Source organism: Sphaerisporangium dianthi (assembly GCF_042654065.1).
Taxonomy (GTDB): Bacteria; Actinomycetota; Actinomycetes; order Streptosporangiales; family Streptosporangiaceae; genus Sphaerisporangium; species Sphaerisporangium dianthi.
Genome location: NZ_JBHSFP010000015.1, coordinates 1 through 26,076 on the forward strand (window position 1 = coordinate 1; position 26,076 = coordinate 26,076).

Sequence of the window (26,076 nt, forward strand, 5' to 3'; positions counted from 1 at the left end):
GTTGTACCGGTTCATCCGGGGTCAGCACGACACGGTGGTGGTGGGTCACCACATCTTCGCCGACAAGGCCGATCCCAAGAAGGTGGAGCAGGCATGGCAGGACTGGCTGGCCAAGCTCTTCGCCTGAGCCGGCCGGCCTCCGCGAGGCGCGTGCGCGACGACGACCGCGCGCACGGGGACGGCGGCACGTGACCGGGCCACGCCCGCCGCGACGCCGCCGTCCCGACGCCTCCCGGGACGGCGCCGCGGGGAGCCGTGGGCGACGGGCGGGGCGCCACGCCGATTACGGCCGCCTCGCCGGCCGCGCGCCGATTCGCCGGCCGCGGGCCGCTTGAATCCCCCGATCATTTGCACGCGGACGAAATGCGCGCCCTCGGAAATGGATAAGGAAATGCAAACACCGGCATTCCCGGCGAAACTCTCCATCGCGATCGTCACGGCCGTCCCCTCGGGTACCATCGGCGGTACCATCGGCATAGGCCGCTGCATCACGACGATCCCGGGCATCACCTGGGACTGAACGAGGGACGGGTGACGATGCTGGTCGAGCTGACGATGTACAGCACCGCCACGTCGCAGCCATCGGCCAATTCCCCCATCGACGGCATCCGGATATTGGCCCTGCTTCCCGACAAATGGCGTAAAGACCTTCGGCAGGCGAACGGCGAGATCGTCATCCGGGTCGACACCGCCGACGACACCACCAGCGACCAGATCCAGGCGACGGTCGCCGAGGTCCTGAGCGACCCGGCCATCAGCCACTGGGAGCTTCGCGCCTGCCACACCCTCGCGACCGGCCCTTCGGCCGATGACCCCTCCTGATCGAGCGGACGCCTGAGGCGGCTCCCTCATGATGCCGGGGCAGTTCCCTCATGATCGAGGACGCCGCCGTGGCTCCGACTCCCGGGTGTCAGGCGCTCGCACGTGCCCCGGCGGCCGGCGGCTTACGGGGAGGCGCATCGGGTGGCGTGGCCGGGCCGGTGCGGCGGGCCACCCCAGTGGCACCCCTGCTCACCCTTATTCGCCGGGTCCCCCTCGGCCTCGTGGCCCCTCGCGGCGGATAGTTGCGGGAGAGGGCCCATCGCGAAGGTGGGCGCCGGGCGGATGCCATGGGAACTTGCGGAGGTCGGCATGGAGGACTACGGCGTCACCGGTGCGCGGGTGGACCTGGAACTCACGGTGGACGCGCCGCCCGAGCATCTCTGGGAGAGGATCACGGAGGTCTCGCGCATCGGGGACTTCAGCCCCGAGTGCGAGCACGGGGCGTGGGTCGACCCCGACCACGCCGAGGTCCGCGAGGGCACCCGCTTCCAGGGGCGCAACCGCCGCCAGGACCGCGTCTGGACGGTGACCTGCGTGGTGACCGAGGTCGAGGCGCCGCGCTCGTTCGGGTGGCTCGTGCTCGACCCCGAGGGCGACCCCGAGCGCCCTTCGTCGCGCTGGCACTACGAGCTGGTGCCCGGCGACGAGCCCGGCCAGACGGTGGTACGGCACAGCTTCGTCCACGGTCCCGGCCGCAGCGGCCTGCGCGAGATGATCCAGAGCAACCCCCAGATCGCCTCGCTGATCATGGACGTCCGCCTCGCCGAGCTGCGCGATCACATGATCGAGACCCTGGACGCGATGGCCCGCGACTGACGGGACGGCCGGCCGGGCCCCGCTCCGGCGGGCCTCGCCCGTTACTCGGTCCGCTATTTCGCTATACCGGTTATGTTGACCGCCATTTCGTAATAAACGGTGCATACACTTTGCGATCATGCGCCGTCTCCTCCCGCTGCTGGTCGCATGCGCTTTCCTGACAGCCGACGCCGCTGAGGCGGCACTGCCCATCTGCTCGCCCGGACAGACGCCGGCTCCGCCCCTGGCGGCCGGGCGATCCGCCGCTCCGGCGGCGCCCTCGCCGCCGGCCACCGCCACGCCGGCCCCCTCGCGCCTCGCGCGGGCGGAGCGGGAGCCGAAGAGGATCCCGCCCCCGCAGGGCCGCGCGGCCGCGGTGAAGAACCCGTTGTACGCCCTCCGTAAGGCCCAGGCGAAATGCCGGGTCCCGGCGATCAAGGCGGGCGACTGGGCGTCCACCAAGAAGTACATGCGGGCCGTCGCCGCCTGCATGGACCGCGTCTGGACGCGCCAGTTCGCGCAGGCGAGGCTCTACTACACGCTGCCGCCGCGCCGGTTCGTCCGGCACCGGGTCCGCGACCGCGACTGCGGGATGATGCCGGCCAAGGGGGCGGCGGGCACCTATTGCGACGAGACCAGGATCTTCTATGTGATCGTCGAGCGGTACGAGATGCACCCGTCGTCCGCCGCGTACCTGGCCGAGGTGATCGCGCACGAGTACGGCCACCACGTGCAGAACATGGCCTACATCTCCGACTACGCGGGCGAGGCCTACGACGAGGCCCGCTCCGCCGCGAAGGAGGACCTGGTGAGCAGGCGCGTGGAGCTGCAGGCCGAGTGCCTCGCGGGCGTGTCGATCGGGGCCATGGGCCGGTCGATGCCCGCCTGGGCGCAGTTCCGGTACGGCTACCTCGGCACGCTCCCCGGACAGTGGGTCCGCGACCACGGCCGCCTGGGGACGCAGCTGCGATGGCTGGAGAAGGGCTACCGCTCCAGGCGCGCCGGCGCCTGCGACACCTGGTCACCGCCCCGCCGCGAGGTCACCTGAGCGAACCGGGGGCGGCGAGCGAGGCGCCCACCGCCACGCGGAGGTCGCGGAGGCGGTGGGCGGGCAGCTCCAGGACGGTGACCTCGCCGGCCCACGGGGCGACCTCGTCGATGACGGCCCTCGCCTGCTTCTTGGTCAGCTCGGGCCGCGCGCGGATCAGCCCTTCGCGCCAGGTGTTGGCGAGCTTGCCGTGCGCGTTGTCCAGGATCGCGCGCAGGAGGCGTCCCGCCTCGTCCTCGGGCGGGTCCAGCCGCTCGGCGGAAAGGACGTCTCCCTGCGCGGTCAGCCGGTAGACGGGAGAGAGCTGCTCGGCCGTCTGGGCGATGTCGCCCAGAGGCTCGGCCGTCGAGACCCGCACGTGGCCGGCGCGCGTCGCCAGCAGCAGGCGGGGGAGCGCGGCCTCAAGGCCCGCGGGCACCGCGATGGCGGCGCGGCGCGGCGCGGCGGCGTACGGCTTGGCGAGCCAGGTGGACAGGCGGGCCCGCGGCGTCCTGGGCGAGAGGTCCTTCGGCCAGTCGCCGACCAGGACCTCCGGTTCGAAGCCGTCGCCGGCGGCGGACGCACCGGCGGGCGCACCGGCGGGCGGGCGCGCCTCGACCGACTGCGGCCCCTTGGTGTAGATGCCGGTGACGTAGCGGTCGGCCCGGGCGGCGACGGCTGGCCGGGTCTTGGTGGTGGGACGGAGGATGTAGAGATCGGCGGCCGAGCCGATCGCCTCCGCGCCGAAGTAACGGTTGAAATCTGGATAGATGGCCTCGTAGCAGAGGTTCAGGTCGTGCAGGGAGTTCTGCACCTTGAGTGCCAGCATCGGGGTCCGCTCGCCCGCCCCGTAGGCGAGCAGCACCCGTCCCTGGTCGGGGTCGCGCAGCCCTTCGACCGCCCTGGCGACGAACAGCCCCACGCCCTCGGGGGTGTAGGGAGGATCGGTGATCGCGAGGTCGGCCCGGTCGCGGGCCGCGGGCGGCAGGCCGAGGCGCAGATCCGCCCACAGGGTGCGCACCGTGAAGCCCAGCCGCTCGGCCTGCTCGTCGATGTAGGCCAGGATGCGCTCGTCGACGTCCACCACCGTGACGTCGGTCTCGGGGTGGATCATCTTGACCGCCAGGGAGGTCAGGTCGTGGTCGCCCACGCAGAGCAGCCGCGCCTCCCGCAGCCAGAACCTCGTCCCGAGCAGCAGCGCTCTGCGCACCACGGTCTGCGGCGTGGCGGCCACGTGGTCCAGCACGTGCCGTCCGCGCGGCGCCCGCGCGATCAGCTTCTCCATCTGCTCGACCACATCGGAGTGGCGGGGGAGCAGGTGCCCCACGGGGTCGGCCGGCCCGGGAGCCGGCGCTTCCCCCAAGGAGGACGCGGGGCCGCCGTCCGTCCGGGCCGCGTCGTCGCCGAGCACGTCGCGGCAGAGCGCGATCTGCTCCGGCGCGAGCCGGAACCTCTCGCCCGACCGCTCAGGCGAGGCCTCCCGCAGGAGCGCCTCGATGCCGCGCCGGGAGGTGGCGGTGGCCCGGACCAGGTCGGCGAGCGTCCACCACTCACCGCCGCACAGCAGCCCGAGCGCCGTGCGGTACCGCCTGGCGTCCACCCCCGCGCCGGCGAGCAACCCGGCCACGCCTTCTCGCTCCACGCCAGGACTCTATCGGCCCCTGCGCCGCGGCCGGTCCGCCGGGCGGGCTACCTGGTCCCGCGCTTCTCGTGCTCGTGCGGGGTGGCGCCGGAGGTGGCCCAGCTGGAGAGCAGCCGCAGCTTCTCCTCGGAGGGGGAGCCGGCCGGGGCGGTGTAGACGGTGAGGTAGATGTCGTGGTCGGCCGGCGGGTGCAGGGTCTCGTAGTGCAGCGTCACCATGCCGACCGCGCTGTGGTGGAAGCGCTTGAGGCCGTAGGTGTGCTGGAAGACGGCGTAGTCGCTCCAGTAGCGGGCGAACAGCTCGGAGCGGGCGCGCAGCCCGTCGACCAGAGCCGCGAGGGCGGGGTCGCCGGCGTCGCGACCGGCGGTGAAGTGCAGGACGGACACCATCTGCCGGGCGATGTCCTCCCAGTCGACGTAGACCTCGCGCGCCCTGGGGTTGAGGAACATCCATCGCGCCAGGTTGCGCTCGGCCACGGGCATGGCGCTGAAGTCGTCGAACAGGATCCTGCTCATCCTGTTGCCGCCCAGCACTTCGAGGCGCGGGCCGTACAACATGGCCGGCATCGGGTCGAGCGTCTGGATCAGGGCGTGCAGCGCCGGCCTGGCCCGCACCAGCGGCGTGGGGACCGAACCGGGCGTCTGGCCGCCCGGGCGTTTCGGGGCGGCGGCCCTCACCAGGTCGAACAGGTGGCGCCGCTCGAGATCGTGCAGTTGGAGAGCGTCCGCCACCGCCGTGAGGACCTGATCGGAGACGTTGCGGGCCCGTCCCTGCTCCAGGCGGGTGTAGTAGTCGACGCTCACCCCGGCCAGGGACGCGAGCTCCTCCCGGCGCAGCCCGGCGACCCGGCGTCCGTCATGCCAGGGCAGGCCGACGTCAGCGGGTGTCAGGCGCGCGCGGCGCGACTGCAGGAAATGTCGCAGCTCGCTCTGTTCGGGCATGTCTTCAGTATCGGCCGGTACCGGCCGCCCGCCCGTTCAGGGCCTGCCGGAACCCTGGATCGAGCGGGATCCGGCAGCCCCTGTCGCCGGGAACGCGCCGTCTGCCGGAGGGAAGGACGCCACGGCCGCCCGCCCCGCCGACCGGTCCTTTCCTTCTCCTTTGGATCGGACGCGATACGCGCGCATCGTTATCCCCAAATCGGCCGCCAAGCGTCGGGGTTGAGGACATTTATCGTCATCGTTGGCGCGCCGTCGTCATCCGCCGGTCATCGGGGAGCCGCGCGGCGCGGCGCCGGGAAGCTCCGGCTCTACCCCAGATGCCGGCTCAGGAAGCGCTCGACGGCGGCGTAGTAGGACTCGCGGTTCTCCGGCCTGGCGAGGCCGTGACCCTCGTCCTCGAAGAGGAGATATTCGTACGGCAGGCCCTTGGCCTCCAGCGCGGCGACGATCTGCTCGGCCTCCTTGCGCGTCACGCGCACATCATTGGCCCCCTGGGCCACCAGGACCGGGATGACGATGTCGTCGACCCGCGAGAGCGGAGAACGCTCCCACAGCATCTCCCGCTCGGTCCGGGGATCGCCCACGTTGGCGTGCATGAAGGCCATCAGCGGCCGCAGGTAGGCGGGCCCTCCCTCGAGGAGCGTCAGCAGGTTCGACGGGCCGCAGAGGTCGACCGCGCACGCGAACACCTTGGGGGTGAAGGCCGCGCCCGCCAGCGCGGCGTACCCGCCGTAGGAGCACCCCATGATCGCGACCCGGGAGGCGTCGACGGCGCCGCCCGACACGAGATGGCCGACCGCGTCGAGCAGGTCGGTGTGCATCGCCCTTCCCCACTGCTTGGCGCCCAGGTTCTGGAAGTCCTTGCCGTACCCCACCGAGCCGCGGAAGTTGACCTGGACGCAGGCGTAGCCGCGGTTGGCCAGCCACTGGGCCTCCTCGTCGAAGCCCCAGGAGTCGCGCGCCCACGGCCCGCCGTGCACGTTCACCACGGCGGGAAGCCCCCGGCGGCCGGCGCCGGGCGGCCAGGTCACGTAGCCGTGCACCTCGACGCCGTCGCGGGCGGTGAACACGAAGGGCTCCATGCCGGCGAGCCGGTGGCGCGCGAGCTCCGGCTGGTGGTCGAACAGGAAGTGAAGGCCGCCGCCGGCCCGGTCGTAGAGGTAGAACCCGACCGGCCGGTCGGCCGCCACCACCGTGATCGTCCAGCGCCGGTCGGCGCGCTCCGACCGGTCGATGGAGATCTCGCCGTCGACGCCGAGTCGCGCGAGCTCGCCCTGGATCCGCGCGACCTGCGCGGCGTAGCCGTCGTCGAGGAAGACCCGCTCGTCGCGGTCCTTGCCGAGCACGACGGCCTGCGGCACGCGCGTCCCGGGGTCCATCTCGACCCGTTTGACGTCGTAGACCGGGTCCTCGGCGAGCAGCGTCCGCCGCCCGGTCGAGGCGTCGACCGCGAACAGGCGGGTGGCGTTCGCCCCGATCGACGACAGCAGGTAGAACGTCGCGCCGTCGCGGGAGAAGCCGGCGATGTGGGTGCCCATGGCGTCCTCGCGGGGCACGTCGAGCCACGGCGCCGCCTCGTCCGCGCCGAGGCCGGCCAGGTGGACGGCGCAACTCCCGTCGGGTCTCATCGCGGTCCCGCCGCGGATCCGCAGGTCGGTGTCGATCTCCCAGGTCATGTAGCCGGGGTTCGTGGCGACCTTGGTGAGCTCGCCGGTCGGAAGGTCCAGCCGGTACACGTCGTGCAGCTCGCGCCGGTCCTTGTTCAGCCCTATGAGCATGGTGTCCGGATGCCACCGGTTGTGCGCCAGGACCCGTGCCTGGACCCCGTCGAACGGCGTGACGCACCGCTCGCGCCCGGTGTCGAGATCGACCAGGTACAGCCGCCAGCTCTCGTCCCCGTCCTCGTCGCGCAGGTGGTACAGCGTGCGGTCGTCGTGGCAGAAGCCGAACGCCCGGATGCCGCGCCCGCGGTCGTGCGTCACGACCTTGGCCTCCTGCGGCGCGTCCACCGGGCCGACCCACACGTTCATCACGCCCTCGTCGGGCGCGAGGAAGCGCAGCCGGGTGCCGTCGGGGGAGATCCCCGGCGCCATGTACGCCGGGTTGCCGAACAGGACGGCACGGGGGATCAGCGGAACGGCTTCAGTGATCATGACGTTCTCCCACTACACGGGGCTCACGTGGTCGTCGAGTGCCGGCGGGCCGGCGGGCGCGGGGCATCCCGGATCCGCCGGCGCGGAGGCGAAGCGGGAGAGCCACCATCCGGCCAGTCCGGGGTACTGCGTGATCGCCTGCTCGGCGGTGAGCAGGGGGCGCGGCCTTCCGGGCCGCACGCGGGACGGCGAACAGGCGCCCGCGTCGGTGGTGGAGATCAACGTGTGGGCGCGGAAGAGCTCGGCGGCGAGGCCGGGGTCGCCCAGCGCCACCCGGGCCAGGTGGCTCCGGACCCGGCGCTCGAACGCGGTCGCCTCCGGCCGCCGGATCTTCGCGCCGTGCGCGTGCCCCGCGTCCTGCCCGGTCGCCATCCGCCAGGACATCTCCGCCTCGGCCGCCATGGCGGCCTGCAGCCCGGAGGAGACCGGCGGCTCGATCCCGCGCCGCGCCAGTTCCTGCTCAAGCCTGAGCGCGCTCAGCGCGGCGACCGACATCCCGTGCGAGTGGACGGGGTTCACCGCGACGGCCGCGTCGCCGATCGCGACGAACCCCTCGGGAAGGAGGGCGCGCTCGAAGAACCGCCTCCTGTTCGCGGTGTCGCGATACGGGCGGATGCGGCCGGCGGGCCTGGCCGCCGCCATGAGCCGCGCCACGATCGGGCTGCGCAGCGAGCACGCGAAGTCCTGGAAGCCGCGCTCGTCGGTGGGCGGCTCGCCGCCGCGCGTCCCGGTCAGCGTCACCACCCACCGGCCGTCCTCGATCGGGTACAGCGTCGCCCCGCGGTCGGGCCGCCCGGCCTCGGAGCGCGGATGCAGGATGATCGCCGGAATGCCCGCGGCGAGCCCGGCCGGCGCCTGGTAGAGCCGCGTGGCGTAGGCCAGGCCCGAGGCGACCGTGACCTCCTCGACGTGCGGAGCGCCGAGATCGGCCAGCCACCGTGCCGCCTTGGACCTGCGCCCCGTCGCGTCGACGACGAGGTCCGCCCGGATCGTCTCGGCCGGAGCGCCCTCGCGCCTGACCGAGACCCCGGTGACCCGGGCCGCGTCGCCCACCAGGCCGAGGGCCTGGGTGCCCTCCCTGACCGAGACGGCGCCGCCGCCGAGCGCCCGCCGCCGCACCACCTCGTCCAGGAGCCCCCGGCTGCACGAGATGAGGTAGGCCTCGGTGTCATGCCGCCGGTACCACCCCTCCGAGGTGAGGATCAGCGCGCCGCCGGGCAGGCCCCGCCGGTGGGCGCCGCGCGCGAACAGTTCCTCCAGGGTCCCGGGAAGCAACGTGCGCAGAGCCCTCGCCCCGCCGGTGACGAGCACGTGGGTGTGGTGCGACTGGGGCAGCCCCCGCCGGGTGCCGGGGCCGCGGGGGTAACGGTCGTTCTCGATCAGCACGACGTCGTCCGCGTGCCTCGCGAGCACGGCGGCCGCCAGCACTCCCGCGAAGCCGCCGCCGAGGACCACCACCGTGGTCATGGAAGCGCGGCCGGCGTCATCGGCCGGACAGGAGCGCGCGACGACGCCGCGCCCGGACGCCTCACGACAGGCGCTCTTCGATCATGCCGTCGTCGATCAGGGTGCCGATGAACTCGTGCACGTCCACCAGGATGCGTCTGAGGACCGCCGTGTTGTCGCCGGCGAACTCGCGTGACAGCTTCGAGGCGACCGGCTCGCGGTCGCCGTCGCTCGCGACGAGCATCCAGATCCTGGAGCCCGTCTCGTTCAGGGTACGGAAATCCCCGGTCTCGGTGTGGTACAGCGAGACGCCTTCCGCGGTCTCCTGCCACACCACGGCGTCACTGATCTGGAGCGACACGCTCCGCCTCCTTCACACCGGTGTTATGGAAAGCAGTTCGCCGACCTTGACGGCCCTGGGCGAGGCGGGCGCCTGGCCCTTCCAGTCGTCGAAGACCGGGTGGACGTCGTCGCTGGCGACCAGACGGGGGACCGACATCGCAAGGTCGTTCCTGGCGAGGTCCGCGCGGCTGACGCCGGCCTCCTGCCAGAACTGCGTGACGACGCCGTGCCGCAGGATCCTGCACAGATGGCGGCTGTTACGCCTCAGGTCCCCCGACTCGGCCATGTGGGCGGCGCGGCATCCCCCGCCACAGGACGACTTGATGTAGCACCTCTGGCAGTCGGCGTGGTACTCGCCGTCGAACACCGTGCTGTTCCGCATTCCGCCGAGGACCGGGCTGGCGAAGATCTCCGACAGCGGTTGCCGTCGTATGTTGCCCGCGAAGTGCTGCCGTCCTGTGACGAGTTTGCACGGGTATATGTCGCCCAGCGAGTTGATGTAGATCTCGTTCCCGCCCATCCCGCAGTTGCCCTTCACGGAGCACGGCGTCACGGCCCTGGGCCCGTCCGGCCTCAGCTTGCCGGCGACCGGCGAGGTCCAGGCGATCTGCTGGATCCGCAGGTGGTCCTCCCAGCCGAAGTCGTAGTCGTCGGTCTCTCCCCGGCCCAGCTTGTTGTGGTACATCAGCCGGATGTTCTCGACCTCGAGCCCTTCGAGGAAGGTCGCGAACGACTCCAGTTCCCCGACGTTGTCGGAGGTGACGATGTGGTTGATCCTCGGCACCACGCCGGCGTCGTTGAGCAGTCGCAGGGCGCGGTGGGTCCTTTCGAAGGACCCGGCGCCGCGGGTGCGGTCGTGCGCCTCGGCCGTGCCGCCGTCGACGCTCACCGTGACGGCGCCGAAGAGCTCGGCGAACCGTCTGGCCAGCGCGGGCGTCCTGATCATCGTGGCGTTGGTGATGATGTTCGACTGCAGGCCGCTGCCGTTGGCGTGCTCGACGATCCGGAACAGGTCTTTGCGCAGCATCGGCTCGCCGCCGGTGAAGACGATGAGCCGGGCGCCGAAGCCGGCGATCTGCGAGACCAGGTCGAGCGACTCGGCGGTGTCGAGCTCACCCGGCAGGCATTTCTCGGAGGAGGCGTAGCAGTAGGGGCAGCGCAGGTTGCAGCCGTCGGTGATGGCGTAGTACGCGATGCGGAGCGGTGGTTCCTTCGTCTTGATCTCCGGGCGGATCCCGTTGTAGTAGACGACCGAGTTGAGGATCAGCTTGGCGAGTGTCCGCTCGGTCTCGTTGGTCTCCTCGAGGTGCGCGGGCTCTCCGCTCGCCTGGGGACGGGCCAGGGCTCGCAGGACACCGAATTCACGCGAGTCGAGGACACACCGGCCGCCCACTTTCGGGTTGACCACCAGATAGTCCTCATCATGGATGAAGTAGGTCAAATCTTCCGGTACGTCGAACAACGAGCGGTTTCGGGTCAGCTTCCCGGGCATCCGGTCTCCCTTTTCGCGCCTCAGCCGTAGGTGCGGCCCCGAGCCCTTTTCCGGAGGCATCCCGATGGCTCCGGGAGCCGGGTCGCCGGGGGCCGCACCCATGGGCTGTTCGGACTAGTTCTGTCCCGACCCCGACCAGGCGCCGCACGCGCACAGCATCGCGGTCTCGAAGCCGTGCTGCGCGGCCTCCGGCTTGTTCCACTGCCCGCCGCTCAGGGAGTGCGCCAGCACCTCGGGCAGCATCGCGGGAATCCGGCTCTTCAGCGAAATGAGCAGATCGGTCTCCTCTTTCGTCAAGGTGGCGAACGCCCCCTCGACTTCTTCGGGGATCGGGCCGCCCAGAATTCCGGCCTCACGCAGCGCTTGCCTCGGATCGAAGGCCATGCCTCCACCTCTCTTCTGCTGGGATGCCTTGCTGGTCGAGTATGGGCTGGCGATACACGGATGGCACAACCCCACAAACGTGGGCATATCCCTCGTAAAGGGAGAATGCCACCTCGAATTCCATGAGCTAAGGCAGGATCGCCTTGCTTCTCGCGTCGAGTTCTCCGGCGTCGGAGGCGCATGGCGGCCAGATCCCGACGTGCAGGAGCTCATGGACATAGGAATACGCCACGAGCTGGCTGCGGTTGCTGCAGGAGAACCTTTCGAGCAGCTTGCTGATCCGCTCGGCCACGGTGTATCTGCTGAGGCGCATCTCGCGCGCGATTCTTGTCGTCGTGTACCCGCTGGCCAGCATGACGATCAGCAGCCTGTCGCGATCATTCGTCGGGCCATCGGAAACAAGGTTCATGAGAAGTCCCGGGTCGAATCGCCTGGCCGGAGCCGCCCCTGATGGAGCGCTTCTGCGTGCCGACGCTAGAAGAGCGCGCTTAACCATCGGTATGGCGTAACCATGCGGCCGGTTGATGCCCAGGTCCGGGCCGCCGGCATGAGGTGCCACACTCCGGCATGCCCACGTTTGTGGGGTTGTGCCGCCCACATCTCGCCAGGACATACTCGACCAGCGACGCGTTCCCGCCAAAAGAGAGGTGGAGGTATGGCCTTCGATCCGAGGCGAGCACTGCGCGAGGCCGGAATTGCGAGTGACCCCATCCCCGAGGAAGTCGAGAGGGCGCTCGCCTCCTTGACAAAAGAGGAGACCGATCTGCTCATTTCGCTCAAGAGCCGGATTCCCGCGATCGTGCCCGAGGTGCTGGCGCACTCCGTGGACGGCGGATGGAGCAAGCCGGAGGCCGCGCAGCACGGCTACGACGCCGCGATGCTGTGCGCGTGCGGCGCCTGGTCGGGGTCCGGATCCGATTCGAACTGACCCCGGGCGGCCCGCGGGCGGCTCCGCGGCCCCGGCCTCACGGGCGGCGGCGTGCCGGCCGGACCAGGCCCGGGGCCGCACCCGGGGCCGCCGGCGCGGGCGCGAAGGGGGGAACGGATGCCGGAGGAGCACCGGGCGATGAGCACGATCGCTGGACCGGATGGCCGCAGCGCAGGGCGAAGTGAAGGGTGGGGCTGTGTCGGGCGATGTAGTGACAGCCGATCGGCTGACCAAACGCTATCGGCGTAGCGACAGGCCGGCCGTGGACGGCGTCTCGTTCGAGATCGCGCGGGGGGAGACCATCGGGCTCCTCGGACCCAACGGCGCAGGGAAGACGACGCTGATCAAGATGATCTGCGGGGTCACCACCCCCACCTCCGGCGAGGTCAGGGTCTTCGACGCCGACCCGGTGCGTCAGCCGGTCGCCGCCAAGAGCGGCATCGGGGCGATGCACCAGACCGGCCCGTTCGACATGATGCTGCCGGCGCTCGACAACCTGCGGATCGCCGCGCGGTTCCGGGGGCTGAGCTGGCGCGAGGTGCGGCCGTGGGCGCTGGAGGTCGCGGCGTTCCTCGGTCTGGCCGACGCCCTGCCACAGCTGTGCTTCCAGCTCTCGGGCGGGCAGCGGCAGCGGTTGCAGCTGGTACGGGCCCTGATCACCATTCCGCGGCTGCTGATCCTCGACGAGCCCTCCGCGGGCCTGGACGTGGCCGGGCGGCACCAGGTCGAGCGATTCGTGACCTGGCTGCGTGAGGAGCATGGAGTGACCGTGCTGTGGACCAGCCACCACATCGAGGAACTGGAGCGCAACAGCCAGCGGGTCATGGTCATCGACCATGGCCGGGTGCTGCGCTTCGCCAAACCGCGCGAGCTCGTCGAGGAGTTCGGCAGCACCCATCTGCTGGTCACCGTGGAGGACGCCGAGGCGAGCCGGGTCGTCGCCGCCTGGGCGGAGGCGGCCGGGTTCACCGCCACGGCAGAGGACTTCGAGGTGCGCGTCCAGGGCGCGCGAGCGCGGGACGTGCTGCCGGAACTGTCCAGGCACTGCCAGGACTCCGGCGTCGCGATCTCCGGAGTCTCGACCGCCTCGGACTCGCTGGAGAAGGTCTTCCTCCGGATGACCGAGAGCGACGGGTGACATGGCCGCCAGACTGACGTTCACCAACGCCCCTCCCGCAGGGACCGCGACGGCGGCCGACCTGTTCGCCGTGCTGTACCGCGAGTACGCGCTGCTCGCCCGCAACCGGGTGAACCTCGTCCTCAGCCTGACGCCGATGCTGGTGTACCTGCTGCTGGTGAACACCTCGCTGAACAACCTCGTCGGGACCATCGACTACAAGGGCGCCGAGCTCCGGTTCGCGGTCTTCCTGCTCCCGACGGTGCTGGCGATGTCGGTCGTCAGCGCGGCGGGGACATCGGGCATGGCGCTGTTCCAGGAGGAACTGAGCGGGGTGTCGACGCAGCTGTGGTCCTACCCGATGCGCCGGTCACGGTTCCTGCTCGGCAAGATGCTGGCCGGGGTGTCGCTGGTGCTGGGGCAGAGCCTGCTCGCCCTCGGGGTGGCGGTGCTCATCTTCGAGTTCCCCTTCGACCCGCAAGGCTGGCTCGGCCTGCTGGCGGCGCTCACGCTCGCCTCCGTGGCCTTCAACGGGCTGTACCTGGCGGCGGCGATCACGATCACCGACTTCCAGACCTTCATGGTGCTGACGAACGTGTCGCTTCTCGTCCTCGTCTTCAGCGCCCCGTCGCTCTACACGGTCGCCGACATGCCCGTGGTGCTGCAGTGGGTGTCGGTGGTCAACCCGCTGACGTACGCGATCAACGGGATGCGGGACGCCGCGATCTTCGGCTTCGCCGGCGCGTGGCCGAACCTGCTCGTGCTGGCCGTCGTCGCGGCCGTCACCTACGGCGTGGCCGGCCGCGCCCTGCTCAACCGAGCCCGCAACATGTGACCGCGCGACGAACGCGGCCGTCGCCGAGTCGGCCGCCAACGTGGATGGGTGCCATGACGATACAGACCGATGAGTCCTCCCTTTCGTGGGTCCTCTCGCACTCTGACGAGTCCAAGGTCCGGTTGCCGGGCACCGACCGGGCGCAGGACCCGGCGGCGACGCTGGCGATGGCCCTGCGCGCGGCGCCGAAGGTCGGGATCACCAGGATCGCCGACATCACGCGCCTCGACACCATCGGAATCCCGACGTTCCAGGCGATCCGCCCGACCGCCACGACGCTCGCCGTGTCCCAGGGCAAAGGGATCACTCCTCAGCTCGCGAAGCTGTCGGCGACGATGGAGGCGATCGAGCTCTGGCACGCGGAGCAACCCATGCCGCCGGTCATGACGGCGGCCCCCCGCGATCTCGGCGGGCGGCTGGACTACGACGTCCGCGAGCTCGCGCCATCGGTGCCGAGCGTGCTGCACGACGGGCTGCCGCTGGACTGGGTCGCGGCCAGGTCACTGGTCGACGGCGCCGAGACGCTCGTCCCCCGCGATGTGGTGGCGCTCTCGCTCGTGCGCAGGGCCGGGTGGAACCCGCCGGTGTTCTTCGAGTCGACCAACGGCCTGGCCAGCGGGAACACGCTGGTGGAGAGCATCTTGCACGCGCTGTACGAGGTGGTCGAGAGGGACGCCATGACAGCGGCGTACACCGGCGGCGGCGAGATGGGCGTCCGCGTCGACCCGCGGACGATGGGATCGCCGGTGGCCGACGAGCTGTGCGAGATGATGGAGCGCGCCGGGATCTCGCAGGAGGTCAGGCTGGTGCCCTCGCCCACCGGGCTGCCCTGCTTCCTCTCGCGGATCACCTGCGAGGACTATCCTCCGGCGTTCTACGGCTTCGGCTGCCACCTCAGCTCCGAGATCTCGCTCACCCGCGCCGTCACCGAGGCCGCGCAGGCCAGGCTGGCCTACATCTCCGGCGCGCGAGACGACCTGCGGTCGGACTTCAACGACGACCACGGCGCCAAGCGTCCCACGCGGCCCGCGCCGGCGGCGGCCGGCGAGACGATCCCGCGGCTCCCGGCTCACGAGAGCCTGGCCGGCGACCTCGCGGACGTGATCGAGCGGGTCACGGCCGCGTTCTCCCACGCACCGCTCGTGGTCGACCTGACCCGCGACGACATCGGGGTTCCCGTGGTGAAAGTGGTGGCGCCGGGAAGCCGCATCTGCCTGGAGGTGCTGTAGTGAGCCCGCAGAAGGTGGTCGTCTACGCCGGCCCGACGGTCTCGCCAGAAGAGGTCCGCGGCGTGGTCCCGGAGGCGCGGGTGCGGCCGCCCGTCGCCCGGGGCGACCTCCTCGCCGAGGACTGGCGTCCCGGCGACACCGCCGTCATCATCGACGGCTACTACCGCGACCGGCTGTCGGTGGGGCACAAGGAGATCCTCTGGCTCCTCGGCGGAGGCGTGGAGGTCATCGGCGCGGCGAGCATGGGCGCGCTGCGTGCGGCGGAGCTGAGCCCCTACGGCATGAGAGGCGTCGGCTCGGTCTTCCAGATGTACGCGACCGGCGAGGTCGACGGGGACGACGAGGTCGCGGTGCTGCACGGGCCCGCCGCCATGGGGTACCCCACCAGCACCGTGGCGATGGTCAACATCCGTCACGGCTGCCGGGAGGCGGCGAAGGCCGGCCTCGTTCCGGCGGCGACCGGCGAGCGCATCGTCGAGGCGGCGAAGGCGAGGCCCTTCACCCACCGGACATGGGACGAGATGGACGAGGCGCTCGGCCCCGGCGTCCGCGAGGCACTCCGCACGCTGGAACGGATGATCGGCGCGGGCGAGTGGGACCTCAAGCGGCTGGACGCCATGTCGGCGCTGAGGGCCGTGGACGATCGCGGGGCCGCGACGCCCGCGCCGCGGCCGGACGGCGCGGCCCTGACGGGGATCACCCACAACGAGGCGCTGAGATGGCGGTCGAGGCGGGAGTACGCGCCGGGCAGGTGGATGTCGGATCTCGACGTGCTGAACGCGGCGCGCCTGTTCGGCCACGACTACCCTTCGGTGCACGAGCAGGTCCTGACCGGCCTGTTGCGGGGCTTCGCCGAGGCGCGAGGCCTCGCGCCGCAGGCGTACGTGCACGCCGCGCTCGGGGTCGATGACCGCTCCGCCCTTCCGCACGCCCTGCGGTCGTGGCTCACCGAGACTGAGCTGGTCACCCTGCCGGTCGCGGAGCAGTTCCGGTCGGTCATGGTGCGCGTGTGGCCGGTCTGGCAGTCGGCCGACTGGCGGCCGATCGTCCTCGCGCGCCTCCGGGACACCGACCGGTGGCAGGAATGGTCCGACATCGTCGCCCGCGCCGACGAGACCGCAGAACGGACCCGCCACCGGCTGGTCGTCCCGCCGCCGGAGCTCTGCGGGAAACTCTTCCTGCGCCACTGGCAGCGGCGCGGCTCCTCGCCGGTCGTCGAGATGGCCCGGCGCGGGTTCTTCAGCGTGGAGGAACTCGGCCGCACCGTGAGAAGGTACTTCGCCCTGGACGTCCAGCGCGGACGTGACCTGAGGAGGAACTGACCGGGCGGGCGCGAGGGGACCGTCATCGCCGCGACCACGCGGGACCGGCCGGCCAGAGCCGGCGGTGCGCCCGCGCGCCCTGCCCCGCGGAGCCGGAGCCGGGGCCGGCCACCGCGTCCGGCCCCGGCCTCACAGCATCGTGCCGGCCTGGAAGGCGAGGTCGAGAGACTGGCTGCGGTTCAGCCGCGGGTCGCAGGCCGACTCGTATCGCTCGGCCAGGTCCTCAAGGAGGATCTCGGACCCGCCGCCGATGCACTCGGTGACGTCCTCCCCGGTGAGTTCGACGTGGATGCCTCCCGGGTGGGAGCCCAGTGACCGGTGGACCTCGAAGAGACCCTCGACCTCGGCCATGATGTCGGAGAACAGGCGGGTCTTGTGCCCGCTGGGCGCGGTGAAGGTGTTGCCGTGCATGGGATCGCACACCCAGACCACCTTGGCGCCCTCGGCCTGGGCGGCGCGCACGAGCGGCGGGAGCGTGTCGCGGATCAGGCGCGCGCCCATCCGGACGATGAAGGTCAGCCGGCCCGGGCGTCGCTGCGGGTCGAGCTTGCCGATGTAGGCGCGAACGTCCTCGGCGGTGGTGTCCGGGCCCAGCTTGACGCCGACCGGGTTGTCGATGCCGGCGAAGTAGGCGATGTGCGCGCCCCCGGGGTCCCTGGTGCGTTCGCCGACCCACAACATGTGCGCGCTGCTGGCGTAGAACCGCCCGCCCCTCGCGTCCAGCCGGGTCAGCGCCGCCTCGTAGTCCAGAAGCAGCCCTTCGTGGCTTGAGAAGAACTCCGCCGAGCGCAGCCGCTGGGGATCGACGCCGCACGCCCGCATGAAGGCGAGCGCATTGTCGATCTCGTCGGCCGGCTCCTCGTAGCGGGCGCCGGCCGGGGAGCGGGCGAAGAAGTCGCGGTTCCAGGCGTGGAGCTGGTCCAGGCTGGCGTAACCGCCGCCGGTGAAGGCGCGGACGAGGTTCAAGATGATGCCGGACGCCTGGTAGGTCCGCCACAGGCGCCGCGGGTCGGGCGTACGGGCCTCGGCGTCGAAGGCCAGGCGGTTCACCGCGTCGCCCCGGTAGGACGGCAGGGTGCGCCCGTCCACCGTCTCGGTGCCGCTGGAGCGGGGCTTGGCGAACTGGCCGGCCATCCGGCCGATCTTGACCACGGGCATGGATCCGGCGTAGGTCAGCACGACGGCCATCTGCAGCAACGTCTCGAGCTTGTTGCGGATGCCCTCGGCGGAGATGCCGGCGAAGGTCTCGGCGCTGTCGCCGCCCTGGAGCACGAACGCCTCCCCGGCGGCGACCGCGGCCAGCCGCTCGCGCAGCCGGTCGCACTCTTTCGGCCGGCCAGGCCCCGGCCATTCCTGCATGGAAACGAGGGGATCCGATGTCGCATACCCCGTCGCCGAACGGGTGGGGAAACACGACGGTCGCCGTCAGGGTCGACCCGCGCCCCCTGCCGTCGTCACTCGACGACCCGGTGGCGCTCGTCGCCGGGCTGCGCGACCGCCTGGGTGAGCGGGAGGTGTTCCTGCTGGAGGATCCGCACTCTCCGGAACCCGGCTCCGCCAGGGCGGTGGCCGGGTTCGGGCGTCTCGCCGAGATCACGGTGGCGGGGAGCAGGGTGAGCGTCGACGCCGCCGGGCCCCTGCGGGAGGCGCTGCTCGCGTGCTGCGCCCGGGCCGGACTGGCCGACGTACGGCGGCCTGGCGGATCCCGCCCAGGTGTGGAGGCTGCTGCGCCGCGTCCAGGAGTTGTTCGACGTGCGGACCGAGGTTCCCCAGACGCGTTTCGCCTTCGGGTTCCTCACCTCCCTCGGCTACGACGCCGCCTGGTTCATGGAATCCCTGCCGCCCCGTCAGGGCGAGCCCGCCACCCCCGACATCACCGTCACGCTGTTCCAGCACGTCGTGTGGTTCGGCGCGGACGGCGCGCCACCCACGCTGCTCTCGGCCACCGGGCCAGATCTGCCGCGGATCCCGGCGCTCGACCTGGTCACGTCGGCGGCGTCGGCCGGCAGGCCCCAGGTGGCCGGGCCGCCGCCCGAGGCGCCGGCCCCGATCACGGTGCACGACTCGGTGAGCAGGGACGTGTTCCTGGACTGGGCGCGGCACGTCACCGTGCGCCGAGAAGTCCTCGAAGCAGTGGCCGCCGCTTCGCGCGGCGGGCCGCCTGCCCGTCTGGACCGCGCGGGCGGAAGCCGGCGATGCCGGAGGCCATGTAGTCGGGCGAGCGGCCGAGGAACCCGAAGCTGGCCTCGGACCAGACCTTGTAGGCCTGACGCCGGGCCACCAGGTCCTCGTGGCTGCGGGGAAGGTGGTAGGCGCGGTGGATCCTCGTGCCGTCGGCGCCCTGCACGGTCAGGGTGTCCACGCGGGCGGGATCGTGGGTGAGGTCGTACAGATCCGCGATGGACCTGGCCGTGTTGCGGAAGGCCGGGTGCGTGGTGACGTCTTTGACGAGCCCCCGTCGAGCCACACCTGACGTCCGTCCCTGAGGGATTCCAGATACTCCTGGCCGGTACGCGTCATTCTGATATCTCCTGTGTCTTCGGTGCTTGGCATGTCTCGGACTCGTGGCCGGGAGGCCGGCGAGGCAAGGCAGAACGGATCACCGGGTCACCGGCTCGTCGGCGAGCCGGTGAGAGTGGGGCGGCCGGTCGCCCCGCTACCCACGGACGGCCGATTCGGCCCGCATCAGCCGTGCCCTGCGCACGTCGTAGGGGGAGCGGGTGTTGACGCCGCCGACGTCGAACTCGGCCAGCGCGGCGTACCCGGCGGAGATAGCGCGCAGCACGCGCTCGGGTACGACGTCTTCGACGTCGGCGAACCCGTTCGGTGCCCGGGCGGCGACCATGTCGATGACGATCTCCGGGCCCTTGCTCCGGCTGGCGAGCTGGACCCTGGAGGTGACCGGGCGCCTGTGCCGCTCGTACTCCGCCAGGCCGGTCAGGGGATCGGGGGCGGTGGCGAGGCAGTAGGCCAGTGCCCTGCCGTCGATGACGGCCTGCGTGGTGGCGTTGGAGCCCATCGGCTGCATGGCGTGCGCGGCGTCGCCGAGCAGGGTGACCGGTCCCCGCGTCCACCTGGGCAGCGGCTCACGGTCCAGCATCGGGTACTCCACGCAGGAGTCCGCCCCGGCGAACAGGTCGGTGAGCAGGACGCCGCCCACCCGCCAGCCCTCGAACCAGCGCGCGAACCTCTCCGCGGGCACGGGCCGTACCAGTCGCCGCGGCCGGCGCCGGTGTCCACCTGCCGCGAAGCGGCCCAGTTCAGCAGCACCCTGCCATCGGCGCGAGGAGCGGAGACGGCGTAGAGCACGACCTTGCGCATCCCGTCTCCGGCAATGATCATGCTGTTTCCGGGGCCGATGGGATCGGCCCACGTCATCCCACGCCAGACCGTCATCCCGTTCCAAGCCGGTTAGCCGCTCTCGTCGTACATGGCCCGGCGCACGGTCGACCTGATGCCGTCGGCGCCCACCAGGATGTCCGCCCGCACCGACGCCGGGACCCCGTCTCGCACCATGTCCAGGCGCAGGCCGGAGCCCGGAGTCTCGGCGAACCCGGTCACCCGCGATCCGGGCCGCAGGCATCGCCCGCCCAGCCTGGCGCGCACCGCTTCGACGAGCAGCATCTGCAGCGCGCCCCGGTGGATCGACAACTGCGGCCAGTCGTATCCCGCGGCGCGACTGCGTGACTCGCGCAGGATCAGGTCCCCGCGGTGGTTGTGGTAGCGCAGCTCGGTCATCGGCACCGCGGCGGCGGCCATCTGGCGGTACAGGCCCAGCGCCGCCGCGCCGGGCCCTCGCCGAAGCGTGCGGGGACAGGCCGGCGCGACGTCAGCGCCGGTGCCGGCATCAACCCGGAGGAACCGGAATCGGCCAGAGAAGGCAGAAGGCCGCCAAGGCCCCCGAACGGGGACTTTGGCGGCCTTCTGACCATGTCGGCCCATGTGTGCCATGGGTATGAGTGGGCGATACTGGGATTGAACCAGTGGCCTCTACCGTGTCAAGGTAGCGCTCTCCCACTGAGCTAATCGCCCGAGCCTGCCGATCTGTCACGCAGAGGTGGAGACGGGATTTGAACCCGTGTACGCGGCTTTGCAGGCCGCTGCCTCGCCTCTCGGCCACTCCACCGGGCGAGGCCTCTGCGTGGAGACCTCTCCGAGCGGACGACGGGATTCGAACCCGCGACCCTCACCTTGGCAAGGTGATGCTCTACCAGCTGAGCCACGTCCGCGTGCGCCGCCGGGGGATCGACTCCCTCGGTGACGAGAAGGAACTCTAGCGGGTTTTCCTCGCCTGTGCCTAACCGGCGGCCGATCCGCGGAAGGTGCGCGCCACGCTGCGCTCGACGGCGGGCAGGGTGAGGAAGATCTCCAGGATGCGGGTGAGCCGGTGCACCTCGATGCGGTGGAAGGGCGGGCCCTCGGACCTGGCCAGCAGGAACGTCAGCGCGAGCGGAGGCAGCGGAGCCGCGATGATGTGCAGGCCGGAGGGCAGGGTGTGCGCCTCCGGGCGCGGCGGCGTGATCGAGGGGAACGGCACCTCCTCAGGGGCCCGCCAGCTCGAGTGGACGACGCCGCGGGGGACCTTGTCGGTGCCGGCGGCGGCCCAGTCGGCGCTGAACAGCACGGGCATGGAGTCGATCATCGTGGCCAGGGCGCGGTCGCCGGCCGTGGTGATGTACTTGAGGATCTCCAGCTCGGGGTAGGTGCCCGGCGCCTCGCGGGTGGTCCAGACCCCCTCCACGGTCACGTCGGCGGCGCTCTCGAGACTCTGGATCAGCGTCTCGCGCGGCGCCGAGTCGGGCCAGTACACCGTGAGGTCGTCCACCGCCCGGCCCTCACCCCGTTCGAGCACCAGGATCTGCGTGATGTCGGCGCCGGCGACCCCGAGGACACGCGTGACCTGACCGAGGGACCCCGGCCGGTCGGGCAGCGAGATACGCACTCTCAGGAGCATCAAGCGCCTCCGATGTCACGTGGGGCGGCACCCCGCTCCAATCTAGCCGCCCGCGCTCCTTCCGGTCCAAACGGCATGGGCTCCACCAGGCGCGTCGCGCCGCCCGCCGGAGCGTGCGGTAGAAATGAGCAGGTGAAGATAGGAGCGATCGAGGTCTGGCCTCCCGTGGTCCTCGCGCCGATGGCGGGCGTCACCAACGCGCCGTTCCGGGCGCTCTGCCGCGAGCAGGGCGGCGGCCTGTACGTCTCCGAGATGATCACGACGAGGGCGCTGGTCGAGCGCAACGCCAAGACCCTGGCGATGATCCGTTTCGAGCCGGGCGAGAAGCCGAGGAGCCTCCAGCTGTACGGCGTCGACCCCGCGGTGGTGGGCGCGGCGGTCACGATGGTGGCGGCCGAGGGCCTGGCCGACCACGTGGACCTCAACTTCGGCTGCCCGGTGCCCAAGGTCACCAGGCGCGGCGGCGGCTCGGCCCTGCCCTACAAGCGCGACCTGCTGCGGCGCATCCTGCGCGCGGCGGTGGCTGCGGCGGGGACGCTCCCGGTCACCGTCAAGATGCGCAAGGGCATCGACGACGACCACCTGACCTACCTCGACGCCGGCCGCATCGCCGCCGAGGAGGGGGTGAGCGCCGTCGCCCTGCACGCCCGCACGGCGGTGCAGCACTACGGCGGCACCGCCGACTGGGACGCGATCGCCCGGCTGAAGGAGGCCGTCCCCGAGATCCCCGTGCTCGGCAACGGCGACATCTGGACCGCCGACGACGCCGTGCGGATGATGCGGCACACCGGCTGCGACGGCGTGGTCGTCGGCCGCGGCTGCCTGGGCAGGCCCTGGCTCTTCCGCGACCTGGACAACGCCTTCCACGGCCGTCCCGAGCGCGCGCGGCCGTCCTTGGGGGAGGTCGCCGAGACGATGCGCCGCCACGCCGAGCTGCTCGTCGAGTGCTTCGGCAGCGAGACCCACGGCGTCCTGGACTTCCGCAAGCACGTCGGCTGGTACCTCAAGGGGTTCACCGTCGGCGCCGGGCCGCGCCGCGACCTGGCCACGTCGAGCTCGCTTGCGGAGCTGCGCGAGCGCCTGGCCGTCCTCCCGGCCGGCCAGCCCTGGCCAGGGGAGGCCGCCGACGGGCCGCGCGGCAAGTCCACCGCCCGCGAGCGGGTGCACCTGCCCGACGGCTGGCTGGACGACCCCGGCGACGCCGCGGTCCCCGAGGACGCCGAGTCCGCGACCTCCGGCGGTTAGCCGCGACCTCCGGCGGTCGGCCGCGACCTCCGGCGGTCGGCGCCCGGGGGTCACATGCGGTCGAGGGCGGTGACGTGGACGACGGCGCGGCCCTCCTCGTCGGAGGCGGCCAGGTCGACCTGGGCGCTGATGCCCCAGTCGTGGTCGCCCGCCGGGTCGTGGAGCACCTGCCGCACCCGCCACAGCTCCTTCTCCTCCTCGATGAGCAGCAGCGCCGGCCCGCGGGCGTCCGGCCCGGTGCCGATCTCGTCGTGCTCCTCGAAGTAGTCGTCGAGCGCGGACTCCCAGTCGATGTCGGCCAGCTCGTGCAGCTCTTCGTACCGCTCCAGCGCCGACAGCTCCACCATGCGGAACATGGCGTTGCGCACCAGCACGCGGAAGGCGCGCCGGTTGGCGGTGACCGGCCTGGTGTTCTCCTCCAGGCCGGGCCGCTCGAGCTCCTCCGTCGGGTTCTGCAGCTGCTCCCACTCGTCCAGCAGGCTGGAGTCGACCTGGCGGACCAGCTCGCCGAGCCATTCGATGAGATCTTGCAGGTCCTCGGTCTTCATGTGGTCGGGGACGGTGCGGCTGAGCGTGCGGTAGGCGTCGGCCAGGTAGCGGAGCACGGTGCCCTCGGAGCGGGCCAGCTCGTAGAACCCGACGTACTCGGCGAAGGTCATCGCCCGCTCGTACATGTCGCGCACGACCGACTTGGGGCTGACGGCGTAGTCGCCCACCCACGGGTGCCCGCGCCGGTAGGTCTCGTAGGCGCCGAACAGCAGGTCCTGCAGCGGCATCGGGTAGGTGACCTCGGTGAGAAGCTCCATGCGCTCCTCGTACTCGACGCCGTCGGCCTTCATCTGCGCGACGGCCTCGCCGCGGGCCTTGTTGAGCTGGGCGTGCAGGATCTGCCGCGGGTCGTCCAGCGTGGACTCCACGATGGACACGATGTCCAGCGGGTAGACGGGCGACTCGGCGTCGAGCAGCTCGAAGGCGGCCAGCGCGAACGTCGCCAGGGCCTGGTTGAGCGCGAAGTCCTCCTGGAGGTCCACGGTCAGCCGCGCCATGCGGCCGTGCTCGTCGGGCTCGCTCAGCTTCTCGACGACCCCGCCGGCCAGCAGCGAGCGGTAGATCGCGATGGCGTGGCTGATGTGCCGCCGCTGGGCCTTGCGGTCCTCGTGGTTGTCGGTCAGCAGGTGCTTCATCGCCGCGAAGCAGTCGCCGGGGCGGTTGATGACGGCGAGCAGCATGGCGTTGCTGACCTTGAACCGCGAGGCCAGCGGCTCGGGCTCGGCCTTCTGCAGGCGTTCGAAGGTCTCCTCGCTCCAGCCGACGAACCCGTCGGGGGCCTTCTTGCGGACGACCCTGCGCCGCTTCTTGGGGTCGTCGCCGGCCTTGGCCAGCGCCTTCTCGTTCTCGACGACGTGGTCCGGCGCCTGGCACACGACGTAGCCGAGGGTGTCGAAGCCGGCGCGCCCCGCCCGCCCGGCGATCTGGTGGAACTCGCGGGCGCGCAGCAGGCGCACGCGGTTGCCGTCGTACTTGCTGAGCGCCGTGAACAGCACCGTGCGGATCGGGACGTTCACCCCGACGCCGAGCGTGTCGGTGCCGCAGATGACCTTCAGCAGCCCCGCCTGGGCCAGCCGCTCGACCAGCCGGCGGTACTTGGGCAGCATGCCGGCGTGGTGGACGCCGATGCCGTGGCGCACCAGCCGCGACAGCGCCCGGCCGAACTTGGTCGTGAAGCGGAAGTTGCCGATGAGCGCGGCGATGGCGTCCTTCTCGGCCTTGGAGGACATGTTGACGCTCATCAGCGCCTGCGCCCGCTCCATGGCCGCCGCCTGGGTGAAGTGCACCACGTACACCGGCGCCGAGTGCGTGGACAGCAGCTCCTCCAGCGTCTCGTGCAGCGGCGTGGTGCGGTAGCTGTAGTACAGCGGCACCGGCCGGGTCGCCGAGCGCACCACCGAGGTCTCGCGGCCCGTGCGCCGGGTCAGGTCGCCCTCGAAGCGGCTGACGTCGCCGAGCGTCGCCGACATCAGGACGAACTGCACCTGCGGCAGCTCCAGCAGCGGCACCTGCCACGCCCAGCCGCGGTCGGACTCGGCGTAGAAGTGGAACTCGTCCATGACGACCTGGGCGATGTCGGCCCGAGCGCCGTCGCGCAACGCGATGTTGGCGAGGATCTCGGCCGTGCAGCAGATGATCGGCGCGGAGGGGTTCACGGCGGCGTCGCCGGTCATCATGCCGACGTTGTCGGTGCCGAAGATCGCGCACAGGTCGAAGAACTTCTCCGACACCAGGGCCTTGATCGGCGCGGTGTAGAAGGTGCGCTCGCCCGCGGCCAGGGCGGCGAAGTGCGCGCCCGCCGCCACCAGGCTCTTGCCCGAGCCGGTCGGCGTGGCCAGGATCACGTTGTTGCCGTACAGGATCTCGATCAGCGCCTCCTCCTGCGCCGGGTACAGCGTCAGCCCGCGCTGGGTGTTCCAGTCGACGAACGCCTCGAAGAGGGCGTCGGGGCCGGTGTCCTTGGGGAGGTGCTCGAGGAGGCTCACACTGTCAATACTGCCGAAAGCCACGCCATGGTCGGTCCATGAACCGCCGCCGGACCTCCGCACACGGGCGCCGGTCAACCCGCGCGCACCGTCCCGCGTCTCCTGCGGGGGCCCGAGGGGCCCTGGGGGAGAGGGAGTGGAGATGCGTGGATCGAAGGCCGCCGCCCTGGCGGTGGCGGGGGTGCTGGCGTCGTCCGCCGGCGCCGCGGGGACGGGCACGGCGTACGCGAGCGCGGCGTCGCCGGCGGGTGTGACGGCCGGTGTGACGGCGGGCGCCGCGTCACCGGAAGGCGCGGGCGCGGCGACGGCCACGGCGGCGCGGGCGCCGGGGAAGGTCGCGAACAGGCTGTTTCGCGCGTGGCTGCGCGGCGACAGGAAAGCGGCGGCCGCCGTCGCCACCCCCGCCGCGGTCAAGACGCTGTTCGCCTACGTCTACCGCGCGCCGGACGAGTTCGCCGGCTGCGCCGGCGGCGCGTGCCGGTTCGTCCACACCAGCGTGCGCGTGCCGGGCGGCCTCAACGGCATCCTGATGATCGTCTCGGGGAACACCGTCACCAAGGTCTACGAGTCGCGCCACCTCACCACCGGGGACAAGGCCGCCAAGCACCTGTTCGCGGCGTGGAAGGCCGGCGACCGCCACCGCGGCCTGGAGATCGCCACGGCGGGCGTGGTGAAGAAGCTGTTCCGCACCAGGTTCGGCGGCGTCGGCTACTTCTACCAGGGATGCACCCCCGAGGGCGGCGGCAAGGTGTGCGCGTACTCCTACGAGGGCGGGGCCATGCTGATGCACGTCCGCGGCGGCAGGACCCGCGGCTACGAGGTCCGGTCCCTGTCCTACATCGCCGACTGAGCCCCGGCGCGCCGGAGG

At 71.5% G+C, this 26,076-nt stretch carries 27 protein-coding genes and 3 tRNA genes; 11 read left to right on the forward strand and 19 right to left on the reverse strand.

Features of this window, described 5'->3' with window-relative positions:
• Positions 1–391: 391 nt before the first annotated feature.
• The 4 genes from ACFO60_RS21350 (at position 392) to ACFO60_RS21365 (ending at position 2,665) form a co-directional block, all read left to right on the forward strand.
• A complete protein-coding gene (locus ACFO60_RS21350; protein ID WP_380842698.1) occupies positions 392–520 on the forward strand; it encodes a hypothetical protein in 129 nt (42 codons plus the stop codon).
• A 17-nt stretch (positions 521–537) separates the two neighbouring features.
• Positions 538–822: a hypothetical protein gene (locus ACFO60_RS21355; RefSeq protein ID WP_380842699.1), complete on the forward strand. Its 285-nt coding sequence runs from the start codon at positions 538–540 to the stop codon at positions 820–822.
• Between the two features lie 282 nt (positions 823–1,104).
• Entirely contained in the window at positions 1,105–1,638 is a 534-nt protein-coding gene (locus ACFO60_RS21360; RefSeq protein ID WP_380842701.1) for an SRPBCC family protein, read from the forward strand.
• Between the two features lie 118 nt (positions 1,639–1,756).
• Entirely contained in the window at positions 1,757–2,665 is a 909-nt protein-coding gene (locus tag ACFO60_RS21365) for a neutral zinc metallopeptidase (protein WP_380842703.1), read from the forward strand.
• On the opposite strand, the gene ACFO60_RS21370 is transcribed toward ACFO60_RS21365, so the two are convergent.
• The 8 genes from ACFO60_RS21370 to ACFO60_RS21405 form a co-directional block, all read right to left on the reverse strand.
• Positions 2,658–4,286, reverse strand: coding sequence for a bis-aminopropyl spermidine synthase family protein (locus tag ACFO60_RS21370; RefSeq protein ID WP_380842705.1), 1,629 nt, complete (start codon positions 4,284–4,286; stop codon positions 2,658–2,660). The genes ACFO60_RS21365 and ACFO60_RS21370 overlap by 8 nt on opposite strands.
• Positions 4,287–4,333: 47 nt before the next feature.
• Positions 4,334–5,227, reverse strand: a complete 894-nt coding sequence (locus ACFO60_RS21375; protein WP_380842707.1) for a helix-turn-helix transcriptional regulator — start codon at positions 5,225–5,227, stop codon at positions 4,334–4,336.
• Positions 5,228–5,535: 308 nt separating this feature from the next.
• On the reverse strand, positions 5,536–7,380 hold the full coding sequence (locus ACFO60_RS21380) for a S9 family peptidase (protein ID WP_380842709.1): 1,845 nt from the start codon (positions 7,378–7,380) through the stop codon (positions 5,536–5,538).
• 12 nt (positions 7,381–7,392) lie between these two features.
• Positions 7,393–8,847: an NAD(P)/FAD-dependent oxidoreductase gene (locus ACFO60_RS21385; protein WP_380842711.1), complete on the reverse strand. Its 1,455-nt coding sequence runs from the start codon at positions 8,845–8,847 to the stop codon at positions 7,393–7,395.
• 61 nt (positions 8,848–8,908) lie between these two features.
• Positions 8,909–9,187, reverse strand: a complete 279-nt coding sequence (locus ACFO60_RS21390; protein WP_380842713.1) for a PqqD family protein — start codon at positions 9,185–9,187, stop codon at positions 8,909–8,911.
• A 12-nt stretch (positions 9,188–9,199) separates the two neighbouring features.
• Positions 9,200–10,660, reverse strand: coding sequence for a StsB family radical SAM/SPASM domain sactipeptide maturase (gene stsB, locus ACFO60_RS21395; RefSeq protein ID WP_380842715.1), 1,461 nt, complete (start codon positions 10,658–10,660; stop codon positions 9,200–9,202).
• Between the two features lie 114 nt (positions 10,661–10,774).
• Complete coding sequence (locus ACFO60_RS21400) at positions 10,775–11,044, reverse strand: StsA-related sactipeptide RiPP (RefSeq protein WP_380842717.1); 270 nt, start codon at positions 11,042–11,044, stop codon at positions 10,775–10,777.
• A gap of 127 nt (positions 11,045–11,171) precedes the next feature.
• Positions 11,172–11,453 carry a LuxR C-terminal-related transcriptional regulator gene (locus ACFO60_RS21405; RefSeq protein WP_380842719.1) on the reverse strand — a complete coding sequence of 94 codons (282 nt, stop codon included), beginning with the start codon at positions 11,451–11,453 and terminating at the stop codon, positions 11,172–11,174.
• A 246-nt stretch (positions 11,454–11,699) separates the two neighbouring features.
• Here ACFO60_RS21405 and ACFO60_RS21410 point away from each other — a divergent pair, with 246 nt between their 5' ends.
• The 5 genes from ACFO60_RS21410 to ACFO60_RS21430 all read left to right on the forward strand — a co-directional run bounded on the left by ACFO60_RS21410 (position 11,700) and on the right by ACFO60_RS21430 (position 16,475).
• Positions 11,700–11,972 carry a StsA-related sactipeptide RiPP gene (locus ACFO60_RS21410; protein WP_380842721.1) on the forward strand — a complete coding sequence of 91 codons (273 nt, stop codon included), beginning with the start codon at positions 11,700–11,702 and terminating at the stop codon, positions 11,970–11,972.
• 262 nt (positions 11,973–12,234) lie between these two features.
• Positions 12,235–13,110: an ABC transporter ATP-binding protein gene (locus ACFO60_RS21415; RefSeq protein WP_380842723.1), complete on the forward strand. Its 876-nt coding sequence runs from the start codon at positions 12,235–12,237 to the stop codon at positions 13,108–13,110.
• 1 nt (position 13,111) lies between these two features.
• A complete protein-coding gene (locus ACFO60_RS21420) occupies positions 13,112–13,924 on the forward strand; it encodes an ABC transporter permease (protein ID WP_380842725.1) in 813 nt (270 codons plus the stop codon).
• A 53-nt stretch (positions 13,925–13,977) separates the two neighbouring features.
• Positions 13,978–15,153 (forward strand): YcaO-like family protein, encoded by a 1,176-nt coding sequence (locus ACFO60_RS21425; protein WP_380842727.1) that lies wholly within the window; start codon positions 13,978–13,980, stop codon positions 15,151–15,153.
• The gene (locus ACFO60_RS21430) at positions 15,153–16,475 is read left to right on the forward strand and encodes a TfuA-like protein (protein WP_380842729.1); all 1,323 of its coding nucleotides are present in this window, start codon (positions 15,153–15,155) and stop codon (positions 16,473–16,475) included. Before ACFO60_RS21425 ends, ACFO60_RS21430 begins: the two co-directional genes overlap by 1 nt.
• Positions 16,476–16,604: 129 nt before the next feature.
• Here ACFO60_RS21430 and ACFO60_RS21435 read toward each other — a convergent pair whose 3' ends face one another.
• The 10 genes from ACFO60_RS21435 to ACFO60_RS21480 all read right to left on the reverse strand — a co-directional run bounded on the left by ACFO60_RS21435 (position 16,605) and on the right by ACFO60_RS21480 (position 21,429).
• Positions 16,605–17,834, reverse strand: a complete 1,230-nt coding sequence (locus ACFO60_RS21435; protein ID WP_380842731.1) for a class II 3-deoxy-7-phosphoheptulonate synthase — start codon at positions 17,832–17,834, stop codon at positions 16,605–16,607.
• 95 nt (positions 17,835–17,929) lie between these two features.
• Positions 17,930–18,274, reverse strand: coding sequence for a hypothetical protein (locus ACFO60_RS21440; protein WP_380842733.1), 345 nt, complete (start codon positions 18,272–18,274; stop codon positions 17,930–17,932).
• Positions 18,275–18,322: 48 nt separating this feature from the next.
• Positions 18,323–18,583, reverse strand: coding sequence for a hypothetical protein (locus tag ACFO60_RS21445; RefSeq protein WP_380842735.1), 261 nt, complete (start codon positions 18,581–18,583; stop codon positions 18,323–18,325).
• Complete coding sequence (locus ACFO60_RS21450) at positions 18,580–18,942, reverse strand: 4-hydroxyphenylacetate 3-hydroxylase N-terminal domain-containing protein (RefSeq protein ID WP_380842737.1); 363 nt, start codon at positions 18,940–18,942, stop codon at positions 18,580–18,582. The genes ACFO60_RS21445 and ACFO60_RS21450 overlap by 4 nt, the downstream gene beginning before the upstream one ends.
• A gap of 189 nt (positions 18,943–19,131) precedes the next feature.
• Positions 19,132–19,677: an FAD-dependent monooxygenase gene (locus ACFO60_RS21455; protein ID WP_380842739.1), complete on the reverse strand. Its 546-nt coding sequence runs from the start codon at positions 19,675–19,677 to the stop codon at positions 19,132–19,134.
• 209 nt (positions 19,678–19,886) lie between these two features.
• On the reverse strand, positions 19,887–20,234 hold the full coding sequence (locus ACFO60_RS21460) for a Rossmann-fold NAD(P)-binding domain-containing protein (protein WP_380842741.1): 348 nt from the start codon (positions 20,232–20,234) through the stop codon (positions 19,887–19,889).
• A gap of 201 nt (positions 20,235–20,435) precedes the next feature.
• Positions 20,436–20,507: transfer RNA gene (locus ACFO60_RS21465), tRNA-Val, on the reverse strand.
• A gap of 23 nt (positions 20,508–20,530) precedes the next feature.
• Positions 20,531–20,601 (reverse strand) — tRNA-Cys (locus ACFO60_RS21470).
• 30 nt (positions 20,602–20,631) lie between these two features.
• Positions 20,632–20,704, reverse strand: a tRNA-Gly gene (locus ACFO60_RS21475).
• Positions 20,705–20,772: 68 nt separating this feature from the next.
• Complete coding sequence (locus ACFO60_RS21480; protein ID WP_380842743.1) at positions 20,773–21,429, reverse strand: ACT domain-containing protein; 657 nt, start codon at positions 21,427–21,429, stop codon at positions 20,773–20,775.
• Positions 21,430–21,561: 132 nt separating this feature from the next.
• Between ACFO60_RS21480 and dusB the strand changes: the two genes are divergently transcribed.
• Entirely contained in the window at positions 21,562–22,674 is a 1,113-nt protein-coding gene (dusB, locus tag ACFO60_RS21485) for a tRNA dihydrouridine synthase DusB (protein ID WP_380842745.1), read from the forward strand.
• 50 nt (positions 22,675–22,724) lie between these two features.
• Here the strand turns inward: dusB and ACFO60_RS21490 are convergent, their stop codons facing one another.
• Positions 22,725–25,217, reverse strand: a complete 2,493-nt coding sequence (locus ACFO60_RS21490; protein ID WP_380843000.1) for a DEAD/DEAH box helicase — start codon at positions 25,215–25,217, stop codon at positions 22,725–22,727.
• A gap of 133 nt (positions 25,218–25,350) precedes the next feature.
• Here ACFO60_RS21490 and ACFO60_RS21495 point away from each other — a divergent pair, with 133 nt between their 5' ends.
• The gene (locus ACFO60_RS21495; protein ID WP_380842747.1) at positions 25,351–26,058 is read left to right on the forward strand and encodes a hypothetical protein; all 708 of its coding nucleotides are present in this window, start codon (positions 25,351–25,353) and stop codon (positions 26,056–26,058) included.
• The last annotated feature ends 18 nt before the right edge of the window (positions 26,059–26,076 follow it).

Coding starts and splice junctions, on each gene's coding strand:
- ACFO60_RS21400 (WP_380842717.1), bottom strand. CDS start 11,044: ATGGCCTTCGATCCGAGGCAAGCGCTGCGTGAGGCCGGAATTCTGGGC.
- ACFO60_RS21410 (WP_380842721.1), top strand. CDS start 11,700: ATGGCCTTCGATCCGAGGCGAGCACTGCGCGAGGCCGGAATTGCGAGT.
- stsB (WP_380842715.1), bottom strand. CDS start 10,660: ATGCCCGGGAAGCTGACCCGAAACCGCTCGTTGTTCGACGTACCGGAA.
- ACFO60_RS21420 (WP_380842725.1), top strand. CDS start 13,112: ATGGCCGCCAGACTGACGTTCACCAACGCCCCTCCCGCAGGGACCGCG.
- ACFO60_RS21480 (WP_380842743.1), bottom strand. CDS start 21,429: ATGCTCCTGAGAGTGCGTATCTCGCTGCCCGACCGGCCGGGGTCCCTC.
- ACFO60_RS21365 (WP_380842703.1), top strand. CDS start 1,757: ATGCGCCGTCTCCTCCCGCTGCTGGTCGCATGCGCTTTCCTGACAGCC.
- ACFO60_RS21355 (WP_380842699.1), top strand. CDS start 538: ATGCTGGTCGAGCTGACGATGTACAGCACCGCCACGTCGCAGCCATCG.
- ACFO60_RS21495 (WP_380842747.1), top strand. CDS start 25,351: ATGCGTGGATCGAAGGCCGCCGCCCTGGCGGTGGCGGGGGTGCTGGCG.
- ACFO60_RS21380 (WP_380842709.1), bottom strand. CDS start 7,380: ATGATCACTGAAGCCGTTCCGCTGATCCCCCGTGCCGTCCTGTTCGGC.
- ACFO60_RS21360 (WP_380842701.1), top strand. CDS start 1,105: ATGCCATGGGAACTTGCGGAGGTCGGCATGGAGGACTACGGCGTCACC.
- ACFO60_RS21435 (WP_380842731.1), bottom strand. CDS start 17,834: ATGCAGGAATGGCCGGGGCCTGGCCGGCCGAAAGAGTGCGACCGGCTG.
- ACFO60_RS21460 (WP_380842741.1), bottom strand. CDS start 20,234: ATGGCCGCCGCCGCGGTGCCGATGACCGAGCTGCGCTACCACAACCAC.
- ACFO60_RS21425 (WP_380842727.1), top strand. CDS start 13,978: ATGACGATACAGACCGATGAGTCCTCCCTTTCGTGGGTCCTCTCGCAC.
- ACFO60_RS21385 (WP_380842711.1), bottom strand. CDS start 8,847: ATGACCACGGTGGTGGTCCTCGGCGGCGGCTTCGCGGGAGTGCTGGCG.
- ACFO60_RS21405 (WP_380842719.1), bottom strand. CDS start 11,453: ATGAACCTTGTTTCCGATGGCCCGACGAATGATCGCGACAGGCTGCTG.
- ACFO60_RS21375 (WP_380842707.1), bottom strand. CDS start 5,227: ATGCCCGAACAGAGCGAGCTGCGACATTTCCTGCAGTCGCGCCGCGCG.
- ACFO60_RS21350 (WP_380842698.1), top strand. CDS start 392: ATGCAAACACCGGCATTCCCGGCGAAACTCTCCATCGCGATCGTCACG.